The 16,523-nt window shown below is 64.1% G+C and carries 19 protein-coding genes and 1 tRNA gene; 12 read left to right on the forward strand and 8 right to left on the reverse strand.

What is annotated here, in order from left to right; all coding sequences use genetic code 11:
- Positions 1-50 precede the first annotated feature (50 nt).
- Both cmk and aroA read right to left on the reverse strand, forming a co-directional pair.
- Positions 51-689 carry a (d)CMP kinase gene (gene cmk / locus BRAS3843_RS25380; RefSeq protein ID WP_008971955.1) on the reverse strand — a complete coding sequence of 213 codons (639 nt, stop codon included), beginning with the start codon at positions 687-689 and terminating at the stop codon, positions 51-53.
- Positions 686-2,023 (reverse strand): 3-phosphoshikimate 1-carboxyvinyltransferase, encoded by a 1,338-nt coding sequence (gene aroA, locus BRAS3843_RS25385; protein ID WP_008971956.1) that lies wholly within the window; start codon positions 2,021-2,023, stop codon positions 686-688. Before aroA ends, cmk begins: the two co-directional genes overlap by 4 nt.
- 154 nt (positions 2,024-2,177) lie before the next feature.
- Between aroA and BRAS3843_RS25390 the strand changes: the two genes are divergently transcribed.
- From BRAS3843_RS25390 to BRAS3843_RS39820, 3 genes are all read left to right on the forward strand, one after another.
- Positions 2,178-2,588, forward strand: a complete 411-nt coding sequence (locus BRAS3843_RS25390) for a TIGR02300 family protein (protein WP_008971957.1) — start codon at positions 2,178-2,180, stop codon at positions 2,586-2,588.
- A gap of 65 nt (positions 2,589-2,653) precedes the next feature.
- Positions 2,654-2,729, forward strand: a tRNA-Ala gene (locus tag BRAS3843_RS25395).
- A 141-nt stretch (positions 2,730-2,870) separates the two neighbouring features.
- Positions 2,871-3,122 (forward strand): GIY-YIG nuclease family protein, encoded by a 252-nt coding sequence (locus tag BRAS3843_RS39820; protein WP_083841435.1) that lies wholly within the window; start codon positions 2,871-2,873, stop codon positions 3,120-3,122.
- Positions 3,123-3,144: 22 nt separating this feature from the next.
- On the opposite strand, the gene BRAS3843_RS25400 is transcribed toward BRAS3843_RS39820, so the two are convergent.
- Positions 3,145-3,609 (reverse strand): MarR family transcriptional regulator, encoded by a 465-nt coding sequence (locus BRAS3843_RS25400; protein WP_008971958.1) that lies wholly within the window; start codon positions 3,607-3,609, stop codon positions 3,145-3,147.
- Positions 3,610-3,770: 161 nt separating this feature from the next.
- On the opposite strand from BRAS3843_RS25400, the gene BRAS3843_RS25405 reads away from it, so the two are divergent.
- The 9 genes from BRAS3843_RS25405 to BRAS3843_RS25445 all read left to right on the forward strand — a co-directional run bounded on the left by BRAS3843_RS25405 (position 3,771) and on the right by BRAS3843_RS25445 (position 11,573).
- Positions 3,771-4,196 (forward strand): organic hydroperoxide resistance protein, encoded by a 426-nt coding sequence (locus tag BRAS3843_RS25405; RefSeq protein WP_008971959.1) that lies wholly within the window; start codon positions 3,771-3,773, stop codon positions 4,194-4,196.
- A 147-nt stretch (positions 4,197-4,343) separates the two neighbouring features.
- Positions 4,344-5,546 (forward strand): CaiB/BaiF CoA-transferase family protein, encoded by a 1,203-nt coding sequence (locus BRAS3843_RS25410; RefSeq protein ID WP_008971960.1) that lies wholly within the window; start codon positions 4,344-4,346, stop codon positions 5,544-5,546.
- Between the two features lie 210 nt (positions 5,547-5,756).
- The gene (ugpB, locus tag BRAS3843_RS25415; RefSeq protein WP_035982725.1) at positions 5,757-7,079 is read left to right on the forward strand and encodes a sn-glycerol-3-phosphate ABC transporter substrate-binding protein UgpB; all 1,323 of its coding nucleotides are present in this window, start codon (positions 5,757-5,759) and stop codon (positions 7,077-7,079) included.
- Between the two features lie 47 nt (positions 7,080-7,126).
- Positions 7,127-8,008 (forward strand): sn-glycerol-3-phosphate ABC transporter permease UgpA, encoded by an 882-nt coding sequence (gene ugpA / locus BRAS3843_RS25420; protein ID WP_008971962.1) that lies wholly within the window; start codon positions 7,127-7,129, stop codon positions 8,006-8,008.
- Positions 8,008-8,856, forward strand: a complete 849-nt coding sequence (ugpE, locus tag BRAS3843_RS25425) for a sn-glycerol-3-phosphate ABC transporter permease UgpE (RefSeq protein ID WP_008971963.1) — start codon at positions 8,008-8,010, stop codon at positions 8,854-8,856. The genes ugpA and ugpE overlap by 1 nt, the downstream gene beginning before the upstream one ends.
- Before the next feature lie 102 nt (positions 8,857-8,958).
- Positions 8,959-10,062 carry a sn-glycerol-3-phosphate import ATP-binding protein UgpC gene (locus BRAS3843_RS25430; RefSeq protein WP_008971964.1) on the forward strand — a complete coding sequence of 368 codons (1,104 nt, stop codon included), beginning with the start codon at positions 8,959-8,961 and terminating at the stop codon, positions 10,060-10,062.
- A 134-nt stretch (positions 10,063-10,196) separates the two neighbouring features.
- Positions 10,197-10,622 (forward strand): Hsp20 family protein, encoded by a 426-nt coding sequence (locus tag BRAS3843_RS25435; RefSeq protein WP_008971965.1) that lies wholly within the window; start codon positions 10,197-10,199, stop codon positions 10,620-10,622.
- Positions 10,623-10,685: 63 nt separating this feature from the next.
- Positions 10,686-10,949, forward strand: a complete 264-nt coding sequence (locus BRAS3843_RS25440) for a DUF1150 domain-containing protein (protein ID WP_008971966.1) — start codon at positions 10,686-10,688, stop codon at positions 10,947-10,949.
- 108 nt (positions 10,950-11,057) lie between these two features.
- Positions 11,058-11,573 (forward strand): GNAT family N-acetyltransferase, encoded by a 516-nt coding sequence (locus tag BRAS3843_RS25445; protein ID WP_008971967.1) that lies wholly within the window; start codon positions 11,058-11,060, stop codon positions 11,571-11,573.
- A 13-nt stretch (positions 11,574-11,586) separates the two neighbouring features.
- Here the strand turns inward: BRAS3843_RS25445 and ptsN are convergent, their stop codons facing one another.
- The 5 genes from ptsN to BRAS3843_RS25470 form a co-directional block, all read right to left on the reverse strand.
- Complete coding sequence (gene ptsN, locus BRAS3843_RS25450) at positions 11,587-12,048, reverse strand: PTS IIA-like nitrogen regulatory protein PtsN (protein ID WP_008971968.1); 462 nt, start codon at positions 12,046-12,048, stop codon at positions 11,587-11,589.
- Positions 12,049-12,297: 249 nt separating this feature from the next.
- Positions 12,298-12,900: a ribosome-associated translation inhibitor RaiA gene (gene raiA / locus BRAS3843_RS25455; RefSeq protein WP_008971969.1), complete on the reverse strand. Its 603-nt coding sequence runs from the start codon at positions 12,898-12,900 to the stop codon at positions 12,298-12,300.
- Positions 12,901-12,999: 99 nt separating this feature from the next.
- The gene (gene rpoN, locus BRAS3843_RS25460; RefSeq protein WP_008971970.1) at positions 13,000-14,628 is read right to left on the reverse strand and encodes an RNA polymerase factor sigma-54; all 1,629 of its coding nucleotides are present in this window, start codon (positions 14,626-14,628) and stop codon (positions 13,000-13,002) included.
- Between the two features lie 379 nt (positions 14,629-15,007).
- The gene (lptB, locus tag BRAS3843_RS25465) at positions 15,008-15,991 is read right to left on the reverse strand and encodes an LPS export ABC transporter ATP-binding protein (RefSeq protein ID WP_008971971.1); all 984 of its coding nucleotides are present in this window, start codon (positions 15,989-15,991) and stop codon (positions 15,008-15,010) included.
- 270 nt (positions 15,992-16,261) lie between these two features.
- Positions 16,262-16,523: LptA/OstA family protein (locus BRAS3843_RS25470; RefSeq protein ID WP_035982729.1), on the reverse strand; the 262-nt coding region annotated here is incomplete at its 5' end.

A 16,523-nucleotide genomic window follows, 5' to 3' on the forward strand; every position in this document is an offset into this window, starting at 1 on the left:
ATGATCAAGGGCGGGAGCGGGCATTCCTCCAATGACGCCGGCGGAAAATATCAAACCCGCTGACGGCCCGCTCGGACGGCCTCGACAATATCGATGGCGGCCCGGACGCCGCTCTCTATATCCAAATGAGAGTTGTCAAGCAAGTAAGCATCCGGTGCTTGTTTTAAAGGAGCGACGGCGCGGTTCTGGTCGCGCTCGTCCCGCGCCAGGATGTCGGCCAGGACGACGGCTTCATCCGCCTCCTCGCCCCGGGCACGCGCCTCCAGCGTCCGGCGCTGGGCGCGGATCTTGGGATCGGCGACGACATAGATTTTCACGTCGGCGGTGGGGCAGATCACCGTGCCGATGTCGCGGCCGTCGAGCACGGCGCCCGGCGGGCTTGCCGCGAACTGGCGCTGAAACGTGACCAGCGCCTCCCGGACCTTCGGCAGGGCCGAGACGACCGAGGCCGCGGAACCCACCACCTGCGATTTCAGGGCCGGATTGTCGAAGCTTTCCGGATCGAGCTTCAAGGCGGCCTGGACCGCCCTGACTTCGTCGTTCAGGTCGATACCAGCCGTCAGCAGGGCATGGGCCACGGCACGATAGATCACGCCGGTATCAAGATGCCGATAACCGTAATGGGCGGCCAGCCGCTTGGCGAGCGTGCCCTTGCCGGAGGCCGCCGGGCCGTCGATGGCGATGATCATGCGAAATCCGCGCCCGCCTTGCGCATCAGCGGGATGAAATCCGGGAAGCTGGTAGCGATGAAAGCGGTGTCGTCGACCTTGACCGGCTGATCGGCGGCCAGTCCCATCACCAGGGCCGACATCGCGATCCGGTGATCCATATGGGTCGCCACCACCCCGCCACCGGGCACGTGGCCCCTGCCCTCCACGATCAGGTCGTCGCCCGAGATCTCGACCTTGACGCCGTTGACCCGCAGCATCGCCGCGGTCGCCTCCAGCCGGTCGGACTCCTTGACACGCAGCTCGTGCAGGCCACGCATGACCGTGGTCCCCTCGGCATAGGCTGCGGCCACCGCCAGCACGAGATATTCATCGATCATGGATGGCGCGCGCTCCGGCGGCACCTCGACCCCGCGCAAGCGCGAGGCCCGGACCCGCAGCCGCGCCATCGGCTCGCCGGCATCGCCGCGGACGTCGCGCTCCTCGATCGACGCGCCCATCTCGCGGAGCGTCGTGAACAGGCCGGTTCGCAGCGGATTGGTCATCACATCCGGCAGTTCGATGTCGGAGCCTTCGACGATCAGCGCGGCCACCACTGGAAAGGCCGCCGAAGAGGGGTCGGCTGGAACGATCACCCTCGCGCCGCGCAGCTCGGGCTGGCCAGTCAGCGCGATACGCCGGCCATGCGCACCTTCCGCCGTCGTGACGATCTCGGCGCCGAAATGCTTCAGCATCAGCTCGGTGTGGTCGCGGCTCGCCTCCCGCTCGATCACGGTGGTGACGCCGGGGGCGGCCAGTCCCGCCAGCAGCACCGCCGACTTGATCTGGGCCGAGGCCACCGGAGTGCGATATTCGATCGGAACCGGGTCGCGGGCGCCCTGCAGGGTCAAGGGCAGCCTGCCACCCTCGCCGCCGGCAATGACTTTGGCACCCATCAAAGCGAGCGGATCGAGCACCCGGCGCATCGGCCGGCTGCGCAGCGACGCGTCGCCGTCGAACACGGCCGTGATCGGGCAGCCCGCCACCGCGCCCATCACCAGCCGGCAGCCGGTGCCGGAATTGCCAAAATCCAGGGTTTCGCTCGGCTGGGCGAAGCCACCGACGCCGACCCCGCGGACAGACCAGGCAAAATCGCCCGTCCGCTGCACGGTAGCACCCAGCGCCTGCATCGACTTGGCGGTATTGAGCACGTCTTCGCCCTCGAGCAGGCCGGAAATCGTGGTCTCACCGACCGCAAGCGCCCCCAGAATGAGGGCCCGGTGCGAGATCGATTTGTCGCCTGGGACGCGAATCGTACCCGTCAGGGGACCACTGGCGCGGGATTCGAGCGGGGTCGGGACTACTGAAGCGGACAAGGTCATACCCTCGGGTCAAGTCGGGGTCGGCAGGTATCACACGCCTGCCCGGCCGTCACCGGCCAACGAAATTCTCGTGCGCAGCGCTATTGACAGCGGCCCCGCAACTAGCCAAGTGAAGCACCGCTTTTCAGACATTGCCAGGACGCTGCACGTGGCCAAAGCCGAGCTTGGAACCAAACGCGTTTGCCCGACGACGGGCAAAAAGTTCTATGACCTCAACAAGAACCCGGTGATTTCACCCTACACCGGCGAGGTGGTGCCGATTGCGCCTGTGGCACCGGCGCGCATGCCGCGCGGCGAGGCCGCCCGCGCTGCAGCCCATGCCGACACCACGCCGGAGCCTGCGGAGACCGAAGAGTTGGTCTCGCTCGAGGAGGCCGATGCCGAGGAGAACACCGGGAAGGTCAAGGCGGCCGTTCCCGAATCGGAAGACGACATCGAGATCGACGAGACCCTCGACGACGATGAGGATGATGACTCGACCTTCATCGCCGACGAAGAAGAAGGTGATGAGGACGTCACCGACATCATTGGCGACGTCGGCGGTGACGAAGACACTTGAGATAATTCTGAAAACGTGTTTCACGGTGCATCCCGGCGCGTCGCCCAGACCGCCGGTGCTGTTAAGGGGCCATAGCTCAGCTGGGAGAGCGCTTGCATGGCATGCAAGAGGTCGGCGGTTCGATCCCGCCTGGCTCCACCACGCTTCGCCCTTCGGGCTACGCGTGGCGCAGCCGCGCCGGAGCCCGAACGGCGAAGCGTGGTGCCCGGCGAAGCCCAACGGGCGAAGACGGGCTGAGGCATACTCCAAGCTTTCGTTTCACGCCTACGAGCGCAATGATCGATGTGGTACGTCTACATTATCCGTAGCGTTGCCTTTCCCGATCAAGAATATGTTGGCGCGACTGCCAATCTGAGGCAGCGCCTCCCAGACCATAACGCAGGCCGATCGCCGCATACAGCGAAGTTCAGACCGTGGACACTGGTCTGGTACTGCGCCTTTCCGGACAAACAGAGGGCGCTTGCGTTTGAGGCCTATCTCAAATCGCATTCGGGACGGGCATTCTCGAAGAAGCGTCTGGTCGGCCCTGCTTGAAACGGGGCCTCTGCGGCAAAGCTCACCCCTCCCCCGCCGCCGAATTCAGGCTCTCCCGCAGCGCCACCAGATTCTTCTGCAGCGCCGTCAATTCGGCAACCGAGCATCCGGTCGCGGCGAGAATCGCCGGCGGCACGATGGTCCTGGCCTTCTCGCGCAAGCCTGCGCCCTGTGTGGTCAACCCCACCAGCACCTGGCGCTCGTCCTCGGCCGAACGCGTGCGCTTCACCAGATGCGCGCTCTCCAGCCGCTTGAGCAGTGGGGTCAAGGTGCCGGAGTCCAGAAACAGCCGCTCGCCGATCTCCTTGACTGACAGGCTGTCGCGCTCCCAGAGCACCAGCATCACCAGATATTGCGGATAGGTGAGCCCGAGCCGGTCCAGCAGCGGCTTATAGACGCGATTGAACGCATGCGCGGTCGAATACACCGCAAAACAGAGCTGGTTTCCGAGCAGAAGCGGCGCGTCCGCCGCGGCTTTCTTAGGCATGCTGACCTCAGCGCAGATCGTGACCCATCTAGGGTGCGGCAGGTCCGCCGATCAACGGCGAGCGTCGCGATCACGAAATTTCGATCGACAATTATATTGCACACAATTTAATTGCGTGCAATATGCGTCGCATTGAAATTCGCAACTGGGAGATCCCGACCATGTCCGTGAACGTGCTCTACAAGACCAGCGCCAAGGCAACCGGCGGCCGCGACGGCGAAGCCAAGACCCTCGACGGCGCGCTGAGCGTCAAGCTCGCAACGCCGAAGGAACTCGGCGGTGGCGGCGGCGCCGGCAACAACCCCGAGCAGCTGTTCGCCGCCGGCTACGCCGCCTGCTTCCTCGGCGCGATGAAGTTCGTGGCCTCCCAGGGCGGCCCGAAGGTGCCGGCTGACACGTCCGTGACCTCCACCGTCGGCATCGGACCGCGTTCGGAAGGCGGCTTCGGCATCACGGTCGAGCTTGCAGTGTCGCTGCCCGGTCTCGCCAAGGCCGACGGGGAAGCGCTGGTCGCGAAGGCGCATCAGGTGTGCCCCTATTCGAACGCCACTCGCGGCAATGTCGACGTCAAGCTGAGCGTGGTTTGACCTTAGTTATTCCATGATACGGCAGGGGATCGCACTCAGTGATCCCTTGCCCTTTTGTGCATCGCCGCGTCGCGATCTCGGATTTGCGCCGTCGCGCCGCCAATGCTTAATGATCGCGAGTTGGCTCAGAACCTCGCGAACCCAAAGATGACACCACCCTTTGCTCCCGGCGCGATGGCCGGCCTGCGCGTAATCGATCTGACGCGCGTGCTTGGCGGTCCCTATTGCACCCAGATTCTTGCCGATCACGGCGCCGACGTGATCAAGGTCGAACCGCCGGCCGGCGACGAGGTGCGCGATTGGGGGCCGCCCTTTCACGAGGAGGACGCGGCCTACTTCGTCGGCATCAACCGCAACAAGCGCTCGGTCGGGCTGGACCTCGCCGCAGAAGGCGGTCGCACGGTACTGATGAAGATGCTGGAGACGGCGGACGTCCTGATCGAGAACTTCAAGCCGGGTACGCTGGAGAAGTGGGGCATCGGCAGTGATGTTCTGCGCGAGACATTCCCGAAGCTGGTGCATTGCCGCATCTGCGGCTTCGGCGCCGACGGACCGCGTGGCGGCAATCCCGGCTATGATGCGATCATCCAGGCGATGACCGGCATGATCGCCGCGACCGGCTCGCCGGAAAGCGGCCCGATGCGCATTGGCGTGCCGCTGGTCGACATCACCACCGGCCTCTATGCCGCGATCGGCATCCTGATGGCGCTGTCAGAGCGGCAACGCTCCGGGATCGGGCAGTTCCTGGAAGTGACGCTGTACGAGACCGGGCTCGCCATCATGCACCCGCACACGGCAAACTATTTCATGCACGGCAAGCCGCCGTCGCTGACCGGCAACGAGCACCCCAATCTCGTACCTTACGCGATCTTCCCGACCAAGACCGACGACATCTTCATCGGCGTCGGCAATGACGGCACGTTCCGGAAACTGTGCAAGGAGATCGGACGCCCCGAGCTCGGCACCGATCCGCGCTTTGCCCGCAATCGCGACCGCGTCGCCAACCGCGAGGCGCTGCGCGAAGAGCTCGCTGCCGTGTTCAAGGAGTTCGACGCCGAGCCGCTGTGCGACCGGCTGCTCGGAGCCGGCCTGCCCGCCGGGCCGGTCCAGAAGATCGATCAGGCGTTGACCAACCCGCATACGCTCTACCGGGGCGATATTATCCAAAAGGATTGGTACAAGGGTGTCGCCTCGCCGATCCGGCTCGACCGCACCAAACCAAGCCTGCGCGCGACGCCCCCGAAATTCAGCCAGCACGCCCGCGAAGTGCTGGGCGAGTTCGGCTATTCGGAACCGGAGATCGAGACGCTGATGCAGCAAGGCGTCGTTTGCACCGAACGCAAACGCTGACGCCATCGACCTGTCGTCTCGTCGCCTTACAAACTACGGGATGGCGGGCTCGCATGAGAGCTGAGTTTGCGCGTGCTTGCTTCGACCATTTCCCGCAACCCGTGCGACGCACTTTTCCCCGCCTGTACAGACGGTTATAAGTTCACATAACCGTCATCTGACACTGCTACGGCCCCAACGCCGATGACGCTCCACGGGAGGTATTTTTTGATGTCACTTCGACAATTTTGCGCTGCCGCTGCAACTGCAGCCGCCTTGGCATTCACGGCCGCCTCGCCGGCTCATGCCGTGACCGAGATTCAGTGGTGGCACGCGATGACGGGCGCGAACAATGACGTCATCGTCAAGCTCGCCAATGATTTCAACGCGTCGCAGAGCGACTACAAGGTGGTCCCGACCTACAAGGGCAACTACGCCGATACTATGAATGCCGGCATCGCCGCCTTCCGTGCCGGTAACGCGCCGCACATCATGCAGGTGTTCGAGGTCGGCACCGCGACCATGATGGCCGCAACCGGCGCTGTGAAGCCGGTCTACAAGCTGATGCAGGAGGCCGGGGAGAAGTTCGATCCCAAGAGCTACCTGCCCGCGATCACCGGCTATTACTCGACCTCGAAGGGCGAGATGCTGTCGTTCCCCTTCAATTCGTCCTCCACAGTCATGTGGATCAATCTCGATGCGCTGAAAAAGGCCAACATCGCCGAGATTCCGAAGACCTGGCCGGAAGTCTTCGACGATGCGAAGAAGCTGAAGGCTGCCGGCTATTCCACCTGCGGCTTCTCCGGCTCGTGGGTCACCTGGGTCAATCTCGAGCAGCTCTCGGCCTGGCACAACGTGCCGCTCGCCAGCAAGGCCAACGGCCTCGACGGCTTCGACACGGTTCTCGAGTTCAACGGGCCGCTGCAGGTCAAGCACCTGGAGAACCTGGTCGAGCTGCAGAAGGACAAGACTTACGACTATGCCGGCCGCACCAACACCGGCGAAGGCCGCTTCACCTCGGGCGAATGCCCGATCTACCTGACCTCGTCGTCGTTCTTCGGCAACGTCAAGGCCCAGGCCAAGTTCAACTTCACGGCGGCGCCGATGCCCTATTACCCCGACGTGAAGGGCGCCCCGCAGAACTCCATCATCGGCGGCGCCTCGCTCTGGGTCATGGGCGGCAAAACCGCAGAGGAATATAAGGGCGTCGCCAAATTCCTGACCTTCCTCTCGGACACCGACCGTCAGGTCTACATCCACAAGGAGTCCGGCTATCTGCCGATCACCAAGGCGGCCTACGAGAAGGCCAAGGCGGAAGGATTCTACAAGGACCAGCCCTACCTCGAAACGCCGCTGCTCGAACTGACCAACAAGGAGCCGACCGAAAATTCGCGCGGGCTGCGGCTCGGCAACATGGTACAGCTCCGTGATGTCTGGTCCGAAGAGATCGAGCAGGCGCTCGCCGGCAAGAAGACCGCCAAGCAGGCGCTGGATGCCGCCGTCGAGCGCGGCAACCAGATGCTGCGGCAGTTCGAAAAGACGGCCGTGAAGTGAGGCCGTGAGCGGCAGGCCCGAATTGACGGCCTGCCGCTCCAATCACCATGCAGAAGAACGCGATTTTCCAGTCAAGGCTGTTGCCCTACGCGCTGATTGCGCCCCAGCTCGCGATCGTGCTGATCTTTTTCTACTGGCCCGCGGCGCAAGCCGTCGTGCAGTCGTTCCTGCTGCAGGACGCGTTCGGACTTTCGACCAGCTTCGTCTGGTTTGAGAACTATCAGGACCTGCTGCAGGACGCCGATTACTTCGCCACGATCGGTCGTACCTTCGCGTTCTCATTCGCGATCGCGTTCTCGTCCCTCTCCTTTGCGCTGCTGCTCGCCGTGATGGCGGATAAGCCGCTACGTGGCGGCACGCTGTATCGGACGCTGCTGATCTGGCCCTATGCGGTGGCTCCGCCGGTCGTCGGCGTGCTCTGGATCTTCATGCTGCACCCCTCGCTCGGCGTGCTCGCCCGCTATTTGCGCGCGATGGGCGTCGACTGGAATCCCCTGCTCGACGGCAATCAGGCGGCGCTGCTGATCATCCTGGCGGCCGCCTGGAAGCAGATTTCCTACAACTTCCTGTTCTTTCTCGCCGGCCTGCAGAGCATCCCGAGAAGCGTGATCGAGGCTGCCGCGATCGACGGCGCCCGCCCGATGCGACGCTTCTGGACCGTGATCTTCCCGCTGCTGTCGCCGACCATCTTCTTCCTGCTGGTCGTCAACATCGTCTACGCCTTCTTCGACACATTCGGCATCATCGACACGATGACCCGCGGCGGCCCCGGCAAGTCGACGGTCACGCTGGTCTACAAGGTCTATACCGAGGGTCTGATCGGCGGCAATCTCGGCTCCTCGGCGGCGCAGTCGGTGATCCTGATGGTGATCGTCATCGTGCTGACGGCGGTCCAATTCCGCTTCGTCGAACGCAAGGTGACCTACTGATGGTCGAGCAAGAGGGCATTCGGCGCTACGTCGCCCATCTCATCCTGTGGATCGGGATCGCCATCGTCGCCTTCCCGGTCTACCTCGCCTTCATCGCCTCGACGCAGGACAATGCCGTGATCGCCAACGGGCAGATGTCGCTGCTGCCGGGCGGCCATTTCCTGCAGACCTACTACCAGACCATTTTCGTCGGGACGAGCGGCACCACCCGCGAGCCGGTCGCCACCATGCTGCTGAACTCGCTGGTGATGGCGCTGTTGATCGCGGTCGGCAAGATCGCGATCTCGATCATCTCGGCCTATGCGATCGTCTATTTCCGCTTTCCGTTCCGGATGCCGATCTTCTGGGTGATCTTCATCACCCTGATGCTGCCGGTGGAAGTGCGCATCTATCCGACCTACAAGATCACGGCCGACCTGCACATGCTCGACAGCTATGCCGGCCTGGCCCTGCCCTTGATCGCATCCGCCACCGCAACCCTGCTGTTCCGGCAGTTCTTCATGACCGTGCCGGACGAACTCCTGGAAGCCTCGCGCATCGACGGCGCAGGTCCCTTGCGCTTCTTCTGGGATACGCTGCTGCCGCTGTCGCGCACCAACATGGCGGCGCTGTTCGTCGTGCTCTTCATCTTCGGCTGGAACCAGTATCTCTGGCCGCTGCTGATCACCACCCGCGATGACATGCAGACCATCCAGATCGGCATCCGCAAGATGATCACCACCACCGACGCGCTGACCGAGTGGCCCGTGGTGATGGCGACCGCCGTGCTCGCAATGCTCCCGCCGGTGTTCGTCGTCGTCGTCATGCAGAAGCTGTTCGTGCGCGGATTGGTGGAGACGGAAAAATGAGAGGGCAAATCGCGAGTGGTGAATGGCGAATAGAGATTCCCGCCGACGCTGACGCCTGCCCCCTATTCGCTACTTCTTATTCGCCATTCGCTGGACATCCCCATGGCTAACGTCACGCTCCGCAACGTCCGCAAGGTCTACCAAGGCGGCTTCGAGGCCATCAAGGGCATCGATTTCGAGGTCGGCGACGGCCAGTTCTGTGTTCTGGTCGGCCCCTCCGGCTGCGGCAAATCCACGCTGCTGCGGATGGTCGCAGGGCTGGAGACGATCACCTCGGGTGAGATCGATATCGGCGGCCGGATCGTCAACACGATCGAGCCGGCCGATCGCGACATCGCCATGGTGTTCCAGAACTACGCGCTGTACCCGCATATGAGCGTGTACAACAACATGGCCTATGGCCTGCGCAACCGCGGCATGAGCGAGGCCGAGATCAAGACGCGCGTCGAAGAGGCTGCGCGTATCCTCGAACTCGGCGCGATGCTCCAGCGCAAACCGCGGCAGTTGTCCGGTGGCCAGCGCCAGCGCGTGGCGATGGGCCGCGCCATCGTGCGCCAGCCCAAGGTGTTTCTGTTCGACGAGCCGCTGTCCAACCTCGACGCCAAGCTCCGGATCGCGATGCGGGTCGAGATCCGCAAGCTGCAGCGCCGGCTGAACACCACGGCAATCTACGTCACCCACGACCAGCTCGAGGCGATGACGCTGGCCGACATCCTGGTGGTGATGAATGGCGGACAGGTCGAGCAGATCGGCAATCCGCTGGACATCTATCACAAGCCGGCAACGACCTTCGTCGCGTCCTTCATCGGCGCGCCGCCGATGAACCTGATGCCGCTCGACGGCGCCAGATCGCAGCTCGATGGCGCCGGGCAGATCCCGGGCGATGCCGGCCTGCTCGGCATCCGGCCGGAGGATCTCGAGCTTGCCGAGGGACAGCCGGCCGGCGGTCTCGCGCTCGATCTGACCGTGGAGGCGATCGAGCATGTCGGGGCGGAGACGTTCGTCTATGGCGCGCGCCGGCCGTCCGATACGGCCGTCCAGACCGATGCGAACGGCACGCCGACCCTCGCGGCGACCGCGAACGACGTCATCGTGCGGGTGCCCGGCACAACGGCGCCCGCAATCGGCGCCGCCATCCGCGTGGTGGCGCCGCGCAACAGGCTGCATCTGTTTTCGGCCGACGGACGCCGCCGGATCGCGCTTTAACCCGTTCGAGACACACGCGGTTTAGGGGTTGGGCGGGCGCTTGAACCGCCCGGGGCTCGTGCCCATATTGCTGTCCAAGGGGTGCCGACAGGGCCCTGAAACGTCAAAGTCGCTTCGAGAGGACTTTGTAAACTATGTCTCGTGTTCCTACGCTTTCCAGTCCGTTTCTGCTGGGATTCGACGAGATCGAGCGCGTGCTCGACCGCGTCGTCAAAGGTGCCGACGGCTATCCGCCCTACAATATCGAGCGGTTCGAACGCACCAATGGCCAGCCCGAACGCCTGAGGATCACGCTGGCGGTCGCCGGTTTTACCCGCGACCAACTCGATGTCACCATTGAGGAAAACCAGCTCGTAATCCGCGGCCGGCAGCAGGACGACAAGACCCGGCAATACATCCATCGCGGCATTGCCGCGCGCCACTTCCAGCGCACGTTCGTGCTGGCGGAGGGGATGCAGGTGCTGGGTGCGGATCTGAAGAACGGGCTGTTGTCGATCGACCTGGTCCGGCCGGAGCCGGAGCGGATTGTTAAGACAATCGCTATCAATGAACACGAATAATAGTTGGTATGGAACGAGTAGCGGACTCGACCGCTTAAGACTCAAAGATGAGGAGTCGAGACCATGAACGAGAGTAACGTTGCGTCTCAATTCGGCGTCTCCGCGGAGTCGCTGGCCAGTTTGGGCGAAGGTCACATCGCCTATGTGAAGCAGATCAGGTCCGAGGATGTGCCCGGACTGTTTCCGCAGGCACCGCAAATAGCGCCGGGACTGAAGCTGTTCGCACTGCATGCCGCCGACGGCACGCCGATCATGCTCACCGATAGCCGCGAAGCCGCGATTGCCAATGCATGGAGCCACGAGCTCCAGGCCGTGAGCGTGCACTGACGAACGGTCTCGCCGCCATCGAGCGGCGGTCGATGCCAGCGTGATTTGAGCTTGATGGAGATGCGCGGATCTGTCCTTTAGACAGCTCCGCGTATTTTTTTGCCTGCGATGACAGAAGCGCTGCTCACGTCCATCACGTCTGCGGATGTCGCCGCGCCGCTTGGCGCCGCGCTGCTCGCGCTCAACAATGCGCATGCCACCGAGCTGTCATGGCTCGACGTAGACGGGCTCGCGCAGTTGGTCGCGCAGGCCCATGTCGCCTGGCGCATCGGGGAGGCCGACGCGCTGCTGATCGCGCTCGATCAGAACGCCGTCTATGACAACCCGAACTTCCAATGGTTTCGCGCGCGCTATCCGCGCTTTGTCTATGTCGACCGCATCGTGGTGGCGCCCTCGGCGCGCGGATGCGGTCTGGCGCGGCAGCTTTATGGCACGCTGATTAAGAAGGCCGGCGCCGCCGGTCACCAGCGCATCGTCTGCGAAGTCAACCTCGAGCCGCCGAATCCGCACTCCGATCGCTTTCACGCCGGGCTGGGCTTTGCCGAGGTGGGCTCGGCCAGCATTCACCGCGGCACCAAGACGGTGCGCTATCTGGCGCGCGAGCTGCCTTGCGAGCTGCCTTGAATGTGATGCGGCATCAGGCCGCGGAGGCCGGGGGCAGCGCCAGGACGGAATAGATCGCCTGGGCGTCACGGGACGCCCGCAGCTTCTTGGCGACGTCCTGGTCGCGCAGCAGCCGCGCAATGCGCGCCAGCGCCTTCAGGTGGTCGGCACCGGCCCCTTCGGGGGCCAGCAGCAGAAAGATCAGGTCGACCGGCTGGCCGTCCATGGCCTCGAAATCGATCGGCCGTTCCAACCGGGCGAACAGGCCGAACAGCTTCTCCAGCTTCGGCAGCTTGCCGTGGGGGATTGCGACGCCGTAGCCGACCGCCGTGGTGCCGAGCTTCTCGCGCTGCAAAAGCACCTCGAAGACGGTTCGCTCGCTCTGCCCGGTCAGCGCCGCGGCGCGCGCGGCCAGTTCCTGCAGCGCCTGCTTCTTGCTGTTGACCTTCAATGCGGGAAGAATCGCCTCGGGTGCGACCAGATCGGTAATCGGCATAGGGCGTTCCGAGGTGAATGAACCGTCAAGGGGCGAAAATAGGTCGGGACCGACCAGCGTCAAGGAGCTGAGGCGCGGGGCGGTTCGCCCGCCCGGGTCCGGTGCGAGGGGCTTCTACCCCAACGCAACGGCCGTGCCAACTCCCGCAAGCATGTTCCCAGGGCCTATCCTTAAGATCATTGGACGACGTCCGAAACCCGCCTCTTTTCGCTTCCGGGAGCGAAAAATCGCCAAAGGAGGCTGCAGTTCCTACGACTTCACGGCGGGGGGATCCACCCAGCCGATATTACCGTCCGCGCGGCGGTAAATCACGTTGATCCGCCCGCTGGAGCCGTGCTGGAACACCAGGCAGGAGGCGCCCGACAGATCCAGCTCCAGCACCGCCTCGGAGACCGACAGCCGCTTCAGCGCCGTGGTCGCCTCGGCGATGATCACGGGGCTGTAGGCGGAGACCTCCTCATCGCCCTCGGCGGGCGCCTCGATCACATAGCTCGGCACGTCCAGCGCCAGCGTCTCCAGGTCGGCGAGCGCCGCATTGGCGGCGTGCGTCTTGCGCGCGGAGCGATCCTTGAGCCGGCTCTTGTAGCGGCGCAGCCGCTTCTCGATCATCAGCAAAGCCTGGTCGGCGCTGGCATAGGCGTCCGGCGCATTGGCGTCCGCTTCCAACGTGATCCCGGAATCGAGATGCAGCGCGCAATCGGTCCTGAAGCCGAAGCCGTCCTTGGAGAGCGTGATGTGGCCGGAGTAATTACCGTCGAAATATTTGCTCAGCACCTCCGCCGTGCGTTCGCTGACGCGCCCGCGCAGCGCCTCGCCGACGCTAATGCTCTTGCCGGAGATTCGCAGGGTCATTTGCAGCCTCGATCAATGTCCACCGAGGTCGAGACTAATCCGATTTGCGCAAGGCGCAAATCCGCGAAAGTCCCATATTGCCGCGCTGTCAGACCGCTGTCAGGCCGGGGCAGCATCCCGGGAACGGTCGGTGCCGGACGGCGCTGAGAGTGCATGCGCGAGCATGTTCTGCTTGTCGCGCCGCCGCTGCACCGAAGACGGAATCCGCATCGCCTCCCGGTATTTCGCGACCGTGCGGCGGGCGATGTCGATACCGGCTGCGCGCAGTTTTTCGACAATTGTATCGTCGGACAGGATCGCCTGCGGATCCTCCGCATCGATCAGCTGCTTGATGTGGTGGCGGACGGCTTCCGCGGAATGCGCCTCGCCACCATCGGCGGAAGCAATCGATGCAGTGAAAAAATACTTCAGCTCGAAGGTGCCGCGATTGGTCGCCATGTATTTGTTGGCGGTGACGCGCGACACCGTTGATTCGTGCATCTGAATGGCATCCGCAACAGCCTTCAGATTCAACGGCCGCAGATGCGCGACGCCGTGGGTGAAGAAGCCGTCCTGCTGGCGCACGATCTCGGTCGCCACTTTCAGGATGGTGCGCGCGCGCTGGTCGAGCGCACGCACCAGCCAGGTCGCGTTCTGCAGGCAGTCGGTGAAATAGGACTTGTCGCCGTCCTTGCGGATCGTCTTCGACAGCTCCGAGTAATAGACTTGATTCACGAGCACGCGCGGCAGCGTGTCGCTGTTGAGCTCCACCAGCCAGCCGCCGTCGGGTCCCGGCCGCACATAGACATCCGGCACCATGGTCTGCGTCCGCGTGGTGCCGAACTTCAGACCCGGCTTCGGATCGAGCCTGCGGATCTCGCCGATCATGTCGACGAGATCCTCGTCGTCGACACCGCAGAGCTTGCGCAAGGCGACGAAATCGCGCTTGGCGAGGAGATCGAGATGCTCGACCAACGCCTGCATCGCCGGATCGTAGCGATCGAGCTCGCGCAACTGGATCGCCAGGCACTCGCTCAAATTCCGCGCGCAGATGCCGGGCGGATCGAACTTCTGCAATTCGTTGAGCACCGCATCGACATCGGCCTGTTCGGCCCCCAGCCGGTCGGCGGCCTGGCCGAGATCGGCCGGCAGATAGCCGGCCTCGTCGACGAGGTCGATCAGGTACTGGCCGATCATGCGATCGGCCGGCGCCGTGAAGGCGACTGCCGCCTGCTCGGCGAGATGGTCGGCGAGCGTGGTCTCGGCGGCAACGAACGCCTCGAGATTGTAGTCTTCATCGCTCGAGGCGCCGCCGCCCCATTCGGTGTAGGTGGTGGGCGGCGCGTCCTGCGCGTTGCGCGCGGCAGCTTCAGCCGGCTCTTCGGAGAACACGTTGTCGAGCCCGGTGTCGAGCGTCTGCTCGATCTCGGTCCGGCTGCCGAGATCGCGGCTCATCCAGTCTTCCTGGGGCGCCTCGAAGCTTTCGCCACCGCCGCCGGCGTCAGCGAAATCCTCGCCGCCGCCTTCGGACTCCGAGAACTCGGCACGCTCCGCGGTCTGCTCGCCGGCCACCGGCGCCTCAGGTCCGTCGGCTGCGCGCTCGAGCAGCGGATTGCGCTCGAGCTCGTCTTCGACAAAGGTTGCGAGGTCGAGATTGGACAGCTGCAGCAGCTTGATGGCCTGCATCAGCTGCGGCGTCATCACCAGCGATTGCGACTGGCGGAATTCCAATCTCTGCGTCAGCGCCATGGAAGCAAGAACGTTCCCTAACAGTGGTCCAATTCTTGCTTATCCTACTCTGCATCCGATGTACACGGCTTGACGAATAAGAAAATAGGACTATGGCGCGGCTGCAATAAGTGGTTACCGGCTGCAGCGCCGCCGACGTCTACCGCGTCAAAATCGCGAGACCAAATCACGAGACATAGCCTGCTTCACCGTCATTCCGGGGCGATGCGACAGCATCGAACTCTGGTGCGCAATTGCGCACCTGGGAATCTCGAGATTCCGGGTTCAGCCCTGACGGGCTGCCCCGGAATGACGGCGCTTGTGACACAGTAAGGCTACTTCTTTCGACAAGGCCCGGCGCTGTCGCGATCGCGACAAGCCGACAAAAATTGCCCGAACGCTACAGTCGGAATTCCTCTCCCAGATAGAGCCGTCGCACGTCAGGATCGGCGACGATCTCCTCGGGGCTGCCCTCGGTCAGGATCTGGCCGGCATAGACGATATAGGCTCGGTCGGTCAGGCCGAGCGTCTCGCGCACATTGTGGTCGGTGATCAGAACGCCGATGCCGCGATTGGTGAGATGGCGGACCAGCTGCTGGATGTCGCCGACCGCGATCGGATCGATGCCGGCGAACGGCTCGTCGAGCAGCATGTAGTTCGGCCGTGTCGCCAGTGCGCGGGCGATCTCGACGCGGCGGCGCTCGCCGCCGGACAGCGCGATGGATGGCGACTTGCGCAGGCGGGTGATGGTGAACTCTTCCAACAGCGCGTCGAGCTCGCGTTCGCGCTTCTTGCGCGACGGCTCGACCACTTCCAGCACCGCGCGGATATTCTGTTCGACGGTGAGGCCGCGAAAGATCGAAGCTTCCTGCGGCAGATAGCCGATGCCGAGCCGCGCGCGCTGATACATCGGCAGCCGAGTGACGTCGTGGCCATCGAGCTCGATGGCGCCGCGATCGGCCTTGATCAGCCCGGTGATCATGTAGAACACCGTGGTCTTGCCGGCCCCGTTCGGTCCCAGCAGGCCCACCGCCTCGCCGCGCCGGACATAGATGCTGACGCCGCGGACGACCTGGCGGCTGCCAAAGCTCTTCTCGATCGAGTGGACGGCGAGAAAGCCCGGCCGGCGCAACAGCTGCGGAGCGGCACCGGACTTCGCCGGCTTGCCGGGAGATCTGCCGGCTGCCGGTCGATTGTTGCGCGTCAGCGTTTCGGTGTTCTGCGGGGAGCGCGGATTGATGCGCGGCCCGGGCCGTTCGCCCACGCTGTCGGCCAGCGTCGCCAACGGGTCGTCGATCGCGGTGATATCCTCACGCGAACGCGCATAGCCCTGCTGGCCGCGCTTTGCGGGCTGCCGACGGAACATGTCGCGTAGATCCACCATCCCCGCTTCGCTTAACTCTCTCGAAGGTGCCTCGCCACCCGCTTGCGCCTGATTCGCCCGTTCACCATGAACGAAACGACGTGCTCTGCCCAGCGGACGCCTTCGACCTCGGGGCTGGCCAAACCTTTCGCGGCCCGCAGCTTCCGAACTTGCCAAGACCTGCCAAGGCTTTACCTGCCAAGGCATTGCGGCGAGTTCGTTGCAGCGGCCTTCTGCCGTACGGGTAGATAGAGGCGGCCGCGGCGGCATTCAACTGCCGTCGCGGAGCGATCATTTCGGCCTGCCCGGACCCAGCAGCAAGAGAGATCCGGCCGCCGGACCGGACGAACCGCAGCCCTGCCCTCCGTCCCCAGAGCTTTGCGGAAGCTGCGCGTGGACCTTGCCGCCGTCCGATTCGACCCGGGAGACGCCGGTGGTCATATCCACCATCAGGCGGTCGCCTTGCAGCACATTCTTGCACCGGGTCAGCACCACGCCGCCCTGCATCGTGATCTGGTTGGTCTTGGCGTCGAAAATCGCGGTCTCGCCGGTC

The organism is Bradyrhizobium sp. STM 3843, assembly GCF_000239815.1.
In the GTDB taxonomy this organism is placed as follows: domain Bacteria; phylum Pseudomonadota; class Alphaproteobacteria; order Rhizobiales; family Xanthobacteraceae; genus Bradyrhizobium.

Excerpts from the sequence above, each read along its gene's own strand:
- lptB (WP_008971971.1), bottom strand. The coding sequence starts at position 15,991 with ATGGTGGATCTACGCGACATGTTCCGTCGGCAGCCCGCAAAGCGCGGC.
- ugpE (WP_008971963.1), top strand. The coding sequence starts at position 8,008 with ATGGTCGAGCAAGAGGGCATTCGGCGCTACGTCGCCCATCTCATCCTG.
- BRAS3843_RS25410 (WP_008971960.1), top strand. The coding sequence starts at position 4,344 with ATGACACCACCCTTTGCTCCCGGCGCGATGGCCGGCCTGCGCGTAATC.
- ugpB (WP_035982725.1), top strand. The coding sequence starts at position 5,757 with ATGTCACTTCGACAATTTTGCGCTGCCGCTGCAACTGCAGCCGCCTTG.
- BRAS3843_RS25405 (WP_008971959.1), top strand. The coding sequence starts at position 3,771 with ATGTCCGTGAACGTGCTCTACAAGACCAGCGCCAAGGCAACCGGCGGC.
- BRAS3843_RS39820 (WP_083841435.1), top strand. The coding sequence starts at position 2,871 with ATGTGGTACGTCTACATTATCCGTAGCGTTGCCTTTCCCGATCAAGAA.
- BRAS3843_RS25435 (WP_008971965.1), top strand. The coding sequence starts at position 10,197 with ATGTCTCGTGTTCCTACGCTTTCCAGTCCGTTTCTGCTGGGATTCGAC.
- BRAS3843_RS25445 (WP_008971967.1), top strand. The coding sequence starts at position 11,058 with ATGACAGAAGCGCTGCTCACGTCCATCACGTCTGCGGATGTCGCCGCG.
- raiA (WP_008971969.1), bottom strand. The coding sequence starts at position 12,900 with ATGACCCTGCGAATCTCCGGCAAGAGCATTAGCGTCGGCGAGGCGCTG.
- BRAS3843_RS25440 (WP_008971966.1), top strand. The coding sequence starts at position 10,686 with ATGAACGAGAGTAACGTTGCGTCTCAATTCGGCGTCTCCGCGGAGTCG.
- ugpA (WP_008971962.1), top strand. The coding sequence starts at position 7,127 with ATGCAGAAGAACGCGATTTTCCAGTCAAGGCTGTTGCCCTACGCGCTG.
- ptsN (WP_008971968.1), bottom strand. The coding sequence starts at position 12,048 with ATGCCGATTACCGATCTGGTCGCACCCGAGGCGATTCTTCCCGCATTG.
- BRAS3843_RS25400 (WP_008971958.1), bottom strand. The coding sequence starts at position 3,609 with ATGCCTAAGAAAGCCGCGGCGGACGCGCCGCTTCTGCTCGGAAACCAG.
- BRAS3843_RS25430 (WP_008971964.1), top strand. The coding sequence starts at position 8,959 with ATGGCTAACGTCACGCTCCGCAACGTCCGCAAGGTCTACCAAGGCGGC.
- rpoN (WP_008971970.1), bottom strand. The coding sequence starts at position 14,628 with ATGGCGCTGACGCAGAGATTGGAATTCCGCCAGTCGCAATCGCTGGTG.
- cmk (WP_008971955.1), bottom strand. The coding sequence starts at position 689 with ATGATCATCGCCATCGACGGCCCGGCGGCCTCCGGCAAGGGCACGCTC.